This window comes from Candidatus Woesearchaeota archaeon (assembly GCA_016928155.1).
In the GTDB taxonomy this organism is placed as follows: domain Archaea; phylum Nanobdellota; class Nanobdellia; order Woesearchaeales; family JAFGLG01; genus JAFGLG01.
Map to the genome: position 1 here is coordinate 1 of JAFGLG010000014.1, position 12,358 is coordinate 12,358.

At 46.4% G+C, this 12,358-nt stretch carries 11 protein-coding genes; 8 read left to right on the forward strand and 3 right to left on the reverse strand.

From position 1 onward, the window contains the following. Window positions 1–5,438, forward strand: a 5,438-nt coding sequence (locus JW968_06505) for a hypothetical protein (GenBank protein ID MBN1386592.1), incomplete at its 5' end; no start/stop codon positions are given. Between the two features lie 13 nt (window positions 5,439–5,451). Here JW968_06505 and JW968_06510 read toward each other — a convergent pair. Continuing rightward, on the reverse strand, window positions 5,452–5,940 hold the full coding sequence (locus tag JW968_06510) for a dephospho-CoA kinase (protein MBN1386593.1): 489 nt from the start codon (window positions 5,938–5,940) through the stop codon (window positions 5,452–5,454). Between the two features lie 169 nt (window positions 5,941–6,109). Here JW968_06510 and JW968_06515 point away from each other — a divergent pair, with 169 nt between their 5' ends. The 3 genes from JW968_06515 (at window position 6,110) to JW968_06525 (ending at window position 8,487) form a co-directional block, all read left to right on the forward strand. Next, on the forward strand, window positions 6,110–6,595 hold the full coding sequence (locus JW968_06515) for a hypothetical protein (GenBank protein MBN1386594.1): 486 nt from the start codon (window positions 6,110–6,112) through the stop codon (window positions 6,593–6,595). Window positions 6,596–6,681: 86 nt separating this feature from the next. Further along, window positions 6,682–7,194, forward strand: coding sequence for an HIT domain-containing protein (locus JW968_06520; protein MBN1386595.1), 513 nt, complete (start codon window positions 6,682–6,684; stop codon window positions 7,192–7,194). Between the two features lie 33 nt (window positions 7,195–7,227). Further along, a complete protein-coding gene (locus JW968_06525) occupies window positions 7,228–8,487 on the forward strand; it encodes a DNA helicase UvrD (protein MBN1386596.1) in 1,260 nt (419 codons plus the stop codon). A gap of 625 nt (window positions 8,488–9,112) precedes the next feature. On the opposite strand, the gene JW968_06530 is transcribed toward JW968_06525, so the two are convergent. Together JW968_06530 and JW968_06535 are read right to left on the reverse strand one after the other, a co-directional pair. After that, entirely contained in the window at window positions 9,113–9,682 is a 570-nt protein-coding gene (locus tag JW968_06530) for a hypothetical protein (GenBank protein ID MBN1386597.1), read from the reverse strand. Next, window positions 9,679–9,912, reverse strand: a complete 234-nt coding sequence (locus JW968_06535) for a hypothetical protein (GenBank protein ID MBN1386598.1) — start codon at window positions 9,910–9,912, stop codon at window positions 9,679–9,681. Before JW968_06535 ends, JW968_06530 begins: the two co-directional genes overlap by 4 nt. A 486-nt stretch (window positions 9,913–10,398) precedes the next feature. Here JW968_06535 and JW968_06540 point away from each other — a divergent pair, with 486 nt between their 5' ends. Genes JW968_06540 through JW968_06555 form a run of 4 tightly spaced genes read left to right on the forward strand, consistent with a single transcriptional unit; the run spans window position 10,399 to window position 12,237 of the window. Beyond that, on the forward strand, window positions 10,399–10,914 hold the full coding sequence (locus JW968_06540) for a hypothetical protein (GenBank protein ID MBN1386599.1): 516 nt from the start codon (window positions 10,399–10,401) through the stop codon (window positions 10,912–10,914). Then, window positions 10,911–11,918: a hypothetical protein gene (locus tag JW968_06545; GenBank protein ID MBN1386600.1), complete on the forward strand. Its 1,008-nt coding sequence runs from the start codon at window positions 10,911–10,913 to the stop codon at window positions 11,916–11,918. The genes JW968_06540 and JW968_06545 overlap by 4 nt, the downstream gene beginning before the upstream one ends. Further along, the gene (locus JW968_06550) at window positions 11,908–12,054 is read left to right on the forward strand and encodes a hypothetical protein (GenBank protein MBN1386601.1); all 147 of its coding nucleotides are present in this window, start codon (window positions 11,908–11,910) and stop codon (window positions 12,052–12,054) included. The genes JW968_06545 and JW968_06550 overlap by 11 nt, the downstream gene beginning before the upstream one ends. Window positions 12,055–12,063: 9 nt before the next feature. Beyond that, a complete protein-coding gene (locus JW968_06555) occupies window positions 12,064–12,237 on the forward strand; it encodes a hypothetical protein (GenBank protein ID MBN1386602.1) in 174 nt (57 codons plus the stop codon). The last annotated feature ends 121 nt before the right edge of the window (window positions 12,238–12,358 follow it).

The following is a 12,358-nucleotide window of genomic DNA, read 5'->3' on the forward strand; positions in this document are numbered from 1 at the left end:
ACAATAATGCGAGCATCTATCCGGGAGCACCAGAGATCCCTTATGATGGTATCGATCAGGACTGCGATGGTGCAGACCTCACAGATGCCGACAATGACGGCTATGAAGCAGCAATAGTAGGCGGAACAGACTGCGATGACAACAATGCAGATGTGAATCCTGGAGCAGTCGAGATCCCATACGATGGTCTTGACAATGACTGCGATCCGGCAACGCTTGACGATGACCTTGATGGAGACGGATATGTCCTGGCAGATGACTGTGATGACCTGAACGCAAGCATCAACCCAGGCATGCCGGAGATCCCGTACAACGGAGTCGACGACGACTGCAATGCATCAACACCAGACGATGATCTTGACAGTGACGGATACAACTCCACTGTCACAGGAGGGGATGACTGCAATGATTACAATCCTGACATAAACCCGGGCATGGCAGAGATACCATACAACGGCATCAATGATGACTGCAACCCGGCGACTGTCGATGATGATCTTGATGGTGATGGTTATCTGCTCATTGATGACTGCAACGACCTGAACGCAAGCATCAACCCAGGCATGCCGGAGATACCGTACAACGGAGTGGATGACGACTGCGATCCGGCAACACCGGATGATGATCTTGACAGTGACGGATATGATCTGGCTGATGACTGCAATGACAATGATCCGAATGTCAATCCGGGCATGGCAGAGATACCATACAACGGCATTGACGATGACTGCAATGCATCAACACCAGACGATGATCTTGACAGTGACGGATACAACTCCACCATTACAGGCGGGGATGACTGCGATGATAACAATGCAGCTGTCTATCCCGGAGCTGTAGAGGTCTGTGATGGAGCGGATAATGACTGTTCTGGAACTGTTGATGACAATCTTGCACCTGAACCTTGCGCTCTGCAGCATGGCATCTGCACAGGATCAGTCAAAACCTGCGGCGGTGTCCTGGGCTGGTTGGACTGCAATGCATCTGAGTATGGCCAATATTATGAGGCTGGCGATGAGACATCGTGCGATGCCCTGGACAATGACTGCGATGGGATAATTGATGATGGCATCTTCCAGCAGTCTGGATCCAGTGATGTCGGCGAATGCTCATATGGTGAGATGATGTGCATCCTTGGTTTCTGGGTGAATATCACCATGCCTGTTGAGCCTGTGGATGAGACCTGCGATAGCTTGGACAACGACTGCGACGGGCTGTTCGATGAGGACTTCGATAATGATTTTGACACTTACACAACATGCGGCACCAACACCACAACCGGTGATCCTGTTGATCCCGATTGCAATGATCTGAATGCAAGCATCAACCCAGGCATGCCGGAGATACCGTACAACGGAGTCGACGATGACTGCGATCCGGCAACACTTGACGATGACTTGGATGGCGATGGATACAATTATACTGACGACTGCAACGACCTGAACGCAAGCATCAATCCGGGCATGCCAGAGATCCCGTACAACGGAGTCGACGACGACTGCAATGCATCCACATATGATGATGATCTTGATGGTGATGGTTATCTGCTCATTGATGACTGCGATGATTTGAATGCAAGCATCAACCCAGGCATGACAGAGATCCCATACAACGGAGTCGACGATGACTGCGATCCGGCAACACTGGACGATGACTTGGATGGCGATGGATATGATCACACTACAGACTGTGATGACACAGATCCTGAGATAAATCCTGGCATGATTGAAACATGCGATGGGAAGGACAATGACTGCTCTGGCACTGTTGATGATAATCTTGTTCCAGACCCTTGTCCTCTTCAGATGGGTGTCTGCGCAGGCTCCACTGAGATCTGCGGTGGTGTTCTTGGCTGGCTCGGATGTGATTCCTTGAGCTATGGCCCTGATTACGAGGCCGGCAATGAGACATCCTGTGATGCCTTAGATAATGACTGCGATGGTTCGCTGGATGAGTATATCTACAACCAGACAGGCGACACTGATGTAGGTGAGTGCGCTTATGGATACAATCAGTGCGTGGTCGGCAGTTGGTATGTCATACAGCTTCCTGTCAATCCTGTCCCTGAACTGTGTGATGGTCTGGATAATGACTGTGATGCATTGTTTGATGAGGACTTCGATAATGATTTTGACACTTACACAACATGCGGCACCAACACCACAACCGGTGATCCTGTTGATCCTGACTGTGATGATACGGATCAGTCAGTGAACCCGGGAGCTGCAGAAATCTGCAATCTTGTTGATGATGACTGCGATGGACTAGTCGATGAGGATGGCTGTTCCTGCTCTGATAGTGATGGAGGCCTGAACTTCTCGGTTCAGGGCTCAGTTTCAGGCTATGGATGCCTGGATTCATCCTGCGGTGACATTGATGAGTCTGATTATTGTGACAATGGCAGCATTGTTGAGTATTACTGCATGCCTGACGGCCAGTTCAATGTGACAACATCTGATTGCCAGTGGGGATGTGAAGATGGAGCATGTCTCCCTCAGCCTGTATGCATAGACAATGATGGGGACAGCTATAATGGCTCTGAGAGCATAGGAAATTGCGGCATCATGGACTGCAATGATCATAATGCAACAATAAACCCGGGCATGACAGAGATACCGTACAACGGAGTGGATGATGACTGTGATCCAGCCACTTTGGATGATGATCTTGATGGTGATGGTTATCTGCTCATTGATGACTGTGATGACCTGAATGCAAGCATTAACCCGGGAGCAGCTGAGATCCCTTATGATGGGATTGATCAGGACTGTGATGGTGCAGACCTGACAGACGCCGACGATGATGGCTATGACGCAGCAATAGTAGGAGGTACAGACTGCGATGACAATAATGCAAGCATCAACCCTGGAATGCCAGAGATCCCATACAACGGAGTGGATGATGACTGCAATCCTGCGACATTGGATGATGACCTTGATCAGGATGGTTATAATTCCACAGCAACAGGAGGCACAGACTGCAATGACAACGATCCGGCTATAAACCCGGGTGCAGCAGAATTATGTGATAATATTGATAATGACTGCAATGGTGTTGCTGACAACATACATCAGTCATGCTCTGTGAATTGGCAGGGTATCTGTGCTGAAGGCCAGGAGACCTGCGTATCAGGCATCTGGTTCGGATGTCCGGCCCCTCAGGCAGAGACCTGTGATGGTATCTTGGATGAGGATTGTGATGGCATTGTCGATGATGGATGCGAGTGCAGTGCTGGCGATACAAGGCCTTGTCCCATGCAGCAGGGAGTCTGCGCTGGTTCATTTGAATCCTGCGAGAATGGCGCTTGGCCGGGCTGTGGTTTGGATGAATATGGCCCACAGTATGAACCAGGAGATGAGACCATGTGCGATGCCTTGGACAATGACTGTGATGGCCAGTGGGATGAGGACATAACCCGGCAGACTGGCTCCACTGATGTAGGCGAGTGCTCTTATGGCCTCATGAGATGCGTAATAGGCTTCTGGATGAACATCACTATGCCTGTAGGCCCGGTTCCTGAACTGTGTGATGGTCTGGATAATGACTGTGATGCATTGTTTGATGAGGACTTCGATTATGATTTTGACACTTACACAACATGTGGTACAAATACTACAACCGGTGATCCTGTTGATCCTGACTGCAATGACTATGATGCCACTGTCTATCCTGGTGCGCCTGAAGTTTGCGATAATCAGGATAATGATTGTGACTCAGTGATTGATATGATCTCTCAGGCTTGTTCAGTGTCCCATTATGGCATCTGCGCTGTCGGCACAGAAATATGCGCAGCCGGTGTCTGGGATGGCTGTCCTGCGCCTCAATCAGAGATCTGCGAAGGTCTTGTTGATGAAGACTGCAATGGGATTGTCGATAACGGATGCCAGTGCACAATAGGCGACACACAATCATGTCCGGTCCAGCTGGGTGTCTGCTCTGGAAGCACAGAGACCTGTGTTGATGGTGTCTGGCCTGGCTGTGTCGATGCTGATTATGGCTCAGATTATGAGCCTGGTGCAGAAGCTTCCTGTGATAACATGGACAATGATTGTGATGGCTCTGTTGATGAGTACATCTCTTATTCATTCGGCTCTGGGGTCGGTGAGTGCAGGGAAGGTGTCGCTACATGCTTCTTTGGCGTGTGGTACAACACTACAATATCTGTGGATCCTGCGCCAGAGGCATGCGATGGCAGGGATAATGACTGCGATGGATTGTTTGATGAGGACTTTGATGCTGACAGCGATGGTTATACCGCTTGCGGCACAAGCCCCCTTGACGGCAGCTTCATAGGCATCGACTGCGATGACAATGACGAAACAATCCACCCTGGCGCTCCTGAGCTTAATGACAATATCGACCAGAACTGCGTGAATGACGCTCCTACGCTGCAGGTCCAGGAGACCTACATTGTTACAGAAGGTGATCTTTTGCAGGTGATTGCGCTTGCTTTTGACACTGATGGCGATGAGGTCTTCCTGGCCTACGGTACTCCGTTGGACGCGAACGGCACTTGGCAGACCGGCTTCAATGATGCTGGGAATTATAGTTCAAGCGTGACTGCTTCAGATGGCCAGCTCCAGGTGACAGCTTATTTCAGCATTGTTGTGCTTGAAACTGGGAATCATGCGCCTGTAGTTGGGCCTGTTGCTGACATCACAGTGTATGAAGGAGAAGTCGTGCAGGTCGCTGTTGATGCATATGATCCTGACAATGATCCTTTGGTCATGTCTTATTCAGCTCCGCTGGATTCCAATGGTTATTGGCAGACTGGCTATACTGATGCTGGTGTCTATCCTGCGACTGTCAGTGTGACAGATGGCTCTGCTGTTGTGGTCAGGCAGTTCACGATAACTGTGCTTGAAGTTGGGAATCAGCCTCCTGTATTGGATGACCTCAGGGACATCTCAGTTTATGAGGGTGAGTTCGTGGATGTTGATGCCCATGCTTATGATCCGGAAGGCGCTCCTGTCACAATAGCTTACTCTGCTCCGCTTGATGCAGATGGTGAGTGGCAGACTGCTAAAGGTGATATGGGAACATATATCATCACTGTGACTGCTTCAGACAGCAATCTGTCAGTCTCCAAGACATTCACATTGACTGTCTCTGAGAAGCCTGTGGAAGCTGTGTATGTCGATGCCCTGCAGATCATCAATGAGGATTCTGTGCTTGATGACGGCGAGGTGGTGGCTCTTGTCAGATTCACAAATTCAGGTGACAAGGACATGAAGAATGCCAGGGTCAGGGTGACTTTTGACGAGACTGGCTACTCTTACAGCAAGAGCATAGACAAGCTGCCTGATGGCGAGTCAGAGGCTGTGATACTGCATATCCCGCTGCCGCATGATTTTGCGCCAGGCGTGTATACTTTGAGATTCACGATCTCGAATGATAATGTGCACAGGGTCAAGCACAGGGACTTTGCAGTCTATTAGCCCTTAAATTTTTTTAATGTTTTTTCCTTATTTCCTTGAGAATTCTGTTCACTGTCTGCTCCATTGTATTCTCTTCTGTGTTGATGATCACATCATGCTTTGTCGGTTTAACATACCCATGTATCCTCTTCACAATGCCGGGTCTGCGCTTCCCTGATCTCATGTGATCCCTTTTCAGGGCTGTGTCGACACTGCAATGCAGGAAGAAGGAGTGCAATGTGTAACCGTATCTCTTCATGTGCAGCCCTAGTTTCTTCTTCAGGCTTTCTGCATTCATCTCCTGGACTAAGATGTTCTGCTTGAGTTTCATAAGCTCTTTTGCCATCATGTGCACAGCTTCCTTTGCTATCCTCTTTGCATTCTGCTTTCCTGCTCTCTGCAGGTGCTTCTTGATGTAAGCCCTGTCTATGAATGCATATGATTTCAGTTTCTTGTAGAGGATGTCGGCAATCGTTGACTTCCCTGCAGCCATGGGTCCGGTTATATTGAGAAGCTTAGGCATGGCACATCTCTGGTCCTCCTGTTATTTAATTATTTTGGTCGTCACTGTTCACACATCCCAAAGTTTTATATAATCGGGCATCTTATCTCAAAAAAAGTCCCAAGGCGATACAATTCCTGGCTACCTAGGCATAGATGAATCGAACCATGGACGTTTCCCGGAGTTCTACGTGTGCGTTTTTTCCACCAATCATAAGGATACCGAGTGCAACGGACATAGGTTCTCTAAGATCAAGAGCACAAGCACACCCATCCCGAATATCCTTGGGCCTAACACTAACAGGGAATTCAGATATATCGAGGTTGATCATGATTACAAGCAGAGGTTCGGCCCCCATCGCATCAAGGTTGTTGCGATAGGGGAGTTCATCAGGGAATTCTCTGGTCTGGAGCTTTGTCTCTTTGATGGCGAACTCCAGCAGGTCTATCGTGATGAGTTGGCAAAGGCTGTTGGTTCCATGCCTGATTTCAGGTCAGAGAAGGGGGCTGATGTCCGTTACAGGCTGGTCAATCTTGCTGACCATATCGCCAGGATGATGTATAAGTATAGGACTGTGCAGAAGCTCTCTCATAATTTCAATCTGTATGATTCTGAGAGGATTGAGCCTGATCTTGATGCATGGCAGCATTTCTTCAGGAAGTTCAGGACAGCATGAATCAATGGATTGCATTTACTGATAATTGATTATTTACTTATTGATGACTGGTAACATTTAAAATGTCAGTATTTTCCCCTTGATTCATGCAAGGGAATGATGTTTTCTGCACTCACTTGGAGCATTGGAGAGGGAATGGCCAGATGCTGTATGAATCTGGTCTGGCTTATGCCATTTTGAGCCCCACACCTATAACGCCGGGCCATGTCCTTGTTGTCCCGCGGATGCATGCTGCAAAGATGGCTGATCTTGATGAGATGACAGGCAAGGCCATGTGGGATGCGGCTGAAGATGCATACAATGCTCTTATAGGAAGATTCTATTCAGGCAGGGAAGCGATGCAGGGATTGCATGATTTCTATGAAGGGCTCAGGGATCATCCCCCTAATGATCTGGGTATTGGAGAAAGGGCTGCAGGATGTTGCGAGGCCATGCTTCATGATCCGAGGTTGTATATTATCCCTGTCGGCTATCATTTTGGCGGCAGCGGCAAAGGTGTCCAGCTTACTGTCAGGGATCATGCGCATGCTCATCTTCATCCTATCAGGAAAGATATCAGCCTGTCTCAGGCACTTGCGAACTCTCCTGATTTCTACTAAACCTTTTTAAACAATTATTCATTATTCCAGGCCATGGGGGAGCGCATAATATCTGACTTGCATATCCATGGACGTTTTTCCAGAGCCACTTCTAAACAGCTGGATTTTGTGAATCTTGAGAAGTATGCAAGATTGAAAGGCATAAATCTGCTTGGCACTGGTGACTTCACCCATCCGAAATGGCTTGGTGAGATAAGGTCGAATCTGAGCGAGGATGGCTCTGGGATCCTTAAGACAGGGTCTGGCTTTCATTTCATGCTCACTTCTGAGATTTCTCTGATGTACAGCCAGGATGGCAGGGGCAGGAAGGTGCATCTTGTGATCCTCGCCCCGGATCTTGGTGTTGTTGCTCAGATAAATGAATATCTTGGCAAAAAAGGCCGCCTGGATTATGATGGCAGGCCGATCTTCGGCAAGCTTCCATGCGACATGTTTGTCGACGACATGAGGAGGATAAGCACTGATATTGAGGTGATAGCCGCTCATGTTTGGACCCCGTATTTCGGCCTTTTCGGCTCCATGTCTGGCTTTGATTCTGTTGAGGATGCTTTCAAGGACCAGTCAAAGCATATCCACGCTCTGGAGACTGGCCTGAGCAGTGATCCTGAGATGAACTGGCGTCTTTCGAAGCTTGACCGCTATTCTCTTGTCTCTTTTTCTGATCTTCATTCTTTCTGGCCCTGGAGATTAGGCAGGGAAGCTACGATTTTTGATGCGAAGTTGGATTACAAGAGCATCCTCAGTGCGATAAGGAACAAGGAAATTGCTGAGACTATCGAGGTTGACCCGAATTATGGCAAATATCACTTTGATGGTCATAGGGATTGCAAGGTCTGTCTGGAGCCAAAAGATACTGTGAAGCATAAGGGCATCTGTCCTGTCTGCGGAAAAAAGCTGACAATCGGTGTCCTCAACCGTGTTGAACAGCTTGCAGACAGGCCATTAGGCACCAAGCCAGAGGGCGCTGCACCATTCAGGAGATTGATTCCCTTGTCAGATATGATCTCTGCTCTCACTGGTTCTGCTGTCTCATCTCAGAAGGTCTGGAAGGTGTATTATGACTTAATCAAGAGGTTCGGCACTGAACTTGATGTCCTGCTGGATGCTCCTGAAGAAGAATTGAAGAAAGTTGTTGATGGTCCGCTGGCAGATTCCATAATCCTGAATCGGCATGGGAACATCAGGATCCTGCCCGGTTATGATGGTGAGTATGGTGTTCCTGTTCTGGGTGAGATGCCGAAGAGATCAGAATTCAGGCCCAAGCATATCCAGAAAGGATTATCTGATTTCTAGTTCTGAGAATTCTCTGCCTCTTTGTTTTCTCTGATTGAAAATCTTCAAGGATAAGGGCAAATTCGCGGTGCGAATTTGATGCGGCAAGATAAATTCTTGAAGATTTTCCTGCTAAAGGTGCATCAAGGCACTGGATTAGGCGCTCAAGCAAGACTCAATCACACCACATAGAATTGCACGAATAACGTCGAGAAAAAAAGATGTGGCCCCGCGAGGGGCTACGAGAAAATTACTTTTTCTTCTTCTTTGCAACCTTCTTCTTTGCTTTCTTCTTGGTTGCCTTCTTCTTTACTGCTTTCTTTTTAGTTGCCTTCTTAACTTTCTTTTTTGCCAATGCAATTCACCTCAAAAGGTTTGATTGATGTTTTTAAATCGTCGCTAGTATTTAAATATTTTCATTTTATCGCTTTTTTTCCGAAAATTTGCAAAAATTTTCTAAAAATTTCATTTTTTTGTCAGAATTTTTTTTATTTTCTGCAAAATTGGGTGTGATTCCAAAAAAATTTGTTGTTTTGTGCATCAAATGTCCATTTTCCGGTTTGTCGTCGGCAGATTTAGGGTGTTCTTGCATGGATTTTGCTTGGAAAACATGAAAAAATGCATGAAACTGGGAGATTCCTGCTGATCACGCAAGGAAGAAAGGGAAAAGCAGGACTGCAGCACAGATGATCATGCTGAAATAGACCGCCCGGTTCCATGCAAATATTTTTCTTCCGTCAAAATTGCCGAAAGGCAGCATGTTGAACAGCGCGAGCCATGCATTGATCTGTGTCCCGAAAAGCGCTATCGATTGGAGGATTCCTTGAGAGAAGAATGATATGGCAAGGAAAATGACTGCGATCAATATGTTTGTGAGAGGCCCTGCCATCGATATCTTGCCGTTTCGCGCCTTATCAACATTTCCGTGTATCAGCACTGCCCCTGGCGCTGCAAAGAGGAAACCTGTGAAAGATATGATTATCGCAAAAAAGAGCATGCGGAAATCTGCCCGGTATTCTGCCCAGCATCCGTATCTCTGGGCCACGAGCTTATGCCCGAGCTCATGGAAGACAAAGCCGGTGCCTACTGCCAGTGCGCTGTGCAGCAATGTGACAAGAAAGCCTTTTCCCGGATCAAGCATCACTATGGTGAATGCCATTGTGATGGCAGCCCAGCTTATTGCAAGGTGCTTTATCTCTATGCCTGAGAATCTCATTTTGTCGTCGGTGATTTCTTCAGCTTGCTGACGATGTTGTTCTCTATGAAGAACCAGATGAAGAAGATTGTCACTGTAAGGACAAGCACATGCCTGAAGTTGAACTGATGGATTCCTGCCCAGTCCAGGAGCCACATGTAGAGTATTGAGAATACGCCGTAAAGGACTAGCCTGTAGAACACTGCCACGAAGATGATCTTTATGAGGTCTGATAGCTTCCTCTTTTCCATGCCTATTATAATATAGGCCGGTTTTATAAAGTTATTATTGAAATATTTATTTTCAATATTGATATTATTTTGCTGGTGACTGGAAAATCAGAAAAAGTTATACCTACATATTTGCAGAAGATGCAATTCTGTAAGATTTGTAGGGTTAACTGGATCAAGTATCAGAGGTTCTTGACAGTCCTTGTTATTGTCCTGATATGATTATATGAATTCAAGAAGAAAAATGAGCATAGCCCAAAACCAGTATTGTCCTACAATATCTCAACGGGTAAAAGAAACGTGGGTTTAACTCTAAGATTGTTTCTATAGGAATTTTAGGAAACTATAAATATAACTAACTAAAATTAAATAATATTAAATAAAAAATAGAGAAAATTAATAAAATAAAGTATATATTCCTGAATATATATTAAATAACTATATAAAAAACAATAACATTTATAAATAACTAATTAAAATAAAACAACTATCTTTAAAAAAGAAGGGATGCATTTGAAGGATTTCAGGCTGAAGATAATTGACCTGTTCGCTAAGGACCTCTCGCAAGACTTCACCATCCTCCAGATCTCCAAACAATTCAAGAAATCCTATTCTTTCATCAACAAGGAAGTCAGGAATCTTATCAATCAAGGAATCCTCAGGAAAAGGATTGTCGGCAACGCGATCCTATGTTCCCTTGATTTCTCTAATCATCGCACCATACTCTATCTTGCATTGAATTCCTTTGAGAACAAGACAGAATCCCAGAACACTGATTTTGATGCATTGATTGAAGAGCTCCAGAAGCATGATGTGATCCACTCTGTCTATTTCTCTGATAAGACTCTCTGCATAATCTGCGAGAATCAGGTGCGCGTCTCTCATTTTGTCCCTTATGATATCAAGTTCCTTGCTCTTGACAAGAGGCAGTTCCGCGAGCACATCAGGGAGCATCTGCTCAAGGATCCCCTCGTGCTTTCTGGTTTCGAGAATTTCTGGACATTGGTGGGTGATGCAAGATGAAGAAGGCGCAGGTCACAATTTTCATTGTCATCGGACTGGTTGTGATAATCGCAGCTGGACTGATATTCTACATAAGGGGTCTCCAGCAGGAGGAGATAACTGCTGAGAGGGAACTCATGTTCGAAGCCCCTTATCAGGTCAGGCCGATACAGGAGTATGTGCAGCAGTGCCTGGAGGAGGTCACAGAAAGGAGTGTATATCTGGCCGGATCCAGGGGCGGAAGGATATACCCTGTCGGAGAATATCTTGACACAGGATACACGAACACCACTTATTATTATGATTACGGAGAGGACAATAGCCCGTCTCTTGAAGAGATCGAGGCCCACATCGCAGTATTTGTCGAGGATAATCTTGACAGATGCTCCAACTTCAGTATTTTTGAGTCTCAGGGATTTGAGATTGAGACCCGCAATATTACAGCAAATGTGAGTGTTTCCTGGAATTCTGTCTTCTTCAGGATTTATTATCCAATAGAAATCAGAAAAGGGAATTCAGAATATTCCCTGCTTGATTTCGCGGATAGGGTACATATGCCATTTGGCATGGCATTCAACATATCCCAGCAGATACTGGAGATGGAATTCAGAGATCCGGATTATATTGATCTCAGCCTGCTTTCGCAGTTTGATGCAAATGTCACTGTAATCCCTCATGATGAGGAGAATGTCCTGTATTCCATCATCTGTGATGTCCCGGGACAGCAGCCTTTCAGCTACCTGTTTGCCAACAGGTTCGAATACAACAGTCCGCCGAGATTGAGCATTCCAGATACCTTGACACTGACTGAGGATGTTGCTTTCTCTTACCAGGTCATTGCATCAGATCCTGACGGAGACAGGCTGACATATCACGACGACATTTCTATGTTCGATATCTCAGATACAGGCATGATTGAATTCACCCCAGGGATACCGGGCGAGTTCGATGTCACGATAACAGTGCGTGACTCAAAAGGGAAATATGATCAAAAAGTTATGAAGGTGATCGTCAATGAAAATTAGGAAGATGTATGAGTTCATGGAGAAGCAGCCTCTTGAGGCTGTACGTGTCCTGAACAGGGGGAGTTATCACACAGGTGAGGAATGGCAGGAGAAGAGCATCTACGCCTATATGGGCGAGAAGAAGATCCCTTCCTGAGGTGCAAAGATGAGCGCAAGACCTAAGCATCATGGAAGATATTATGGATTGAGTGCAGAAGAGATAATCGAAGGTTACATGGCAAAGATAGAGAATAAGGCCTTTGAAGCAGTCAAGTTCCCTAAAGAGGAGAAGAGGGACTATGACCTCAGGGATGTGCTGAAGATGATGGAGGATATGTAAAAGGATATGCTCATCTCCCTGCATCTGACTGCCGATGGCGGTTGGGGGGTGGGCCAACAATCAAAGAATCAGAAGATAAGAAAAGAAAAAACATTGATCGGGCAAAAAACAGCGGGACCCC

What these genes read in the sequence shown, in the direction of transcription:
- JW968_06555 (MBN1386602.1), top strand. Translation starts at nt 12,064, where the DNA reads ATGAGCGCAAGACCTAAGCATCATGGAAGATATTATGGATTGAGTGCA.
- JW968_06520 (MBN1386595.1), top strand. Translation starts at nt 6,682, where the DNA reads ATGCAAGGGAATGATGTTTTCTGCACTCACTTGGAGCATTGGAGAGGG.
- JW968_06540 (MBN1386599.1), top strand. Translation starts at nt 10,399, where the DNA reads ATGCATTTGAAGGATTTCAGGCTGAAGATAATTGACCTGTTCGCTAAG.
- JW968_06550 (MBN1386601.1), top strand. Translation starts at nt 11,908, where the DNA reads ATGAAAATTAGGAAGATGTATGAGTTCATGGAGAAGCAGCCTCTTGAG.
- JW968_06525 (MBN1386596.1), top strand. Translation starts at nt 7,228, where the DNA reads ATGGGGGAGCGCATAATATCTGACTTGCATATCCATGGACGTTTTTCC.
- JW968_06510 (MBN1386593.1), bottom strand. Translation starts at nt 5,940, where the DNA reads ATGCCTAAGCTTCTCAATATAACCGGACCCATGGCTGCAGGGAAGTCA.
- JW968_06545 (MBN1386600.1), top strand. Translation starts at nt 10,911, where the DNA reads ATGAAGAAGGCGCAGGTCACAATTTTCATTGTCATCGGACTGGTTGTG.
- JW968_06535 (MBN1386598.1), bottom strand. Translation starts at nt 9,912, where the DNA reads ATGGAAAAGAGGAAGCTATCAGACCTCATAAAGATCATCTTCGTGGCA.
- JW968_06530 (MBN1386597.1), bottom strand. Translation starts at nt 9,682, where the DNA reads ATGAGATTCTCAGGCATAGAGATAAAGCACCTTGCAATAAGCTGGGCT.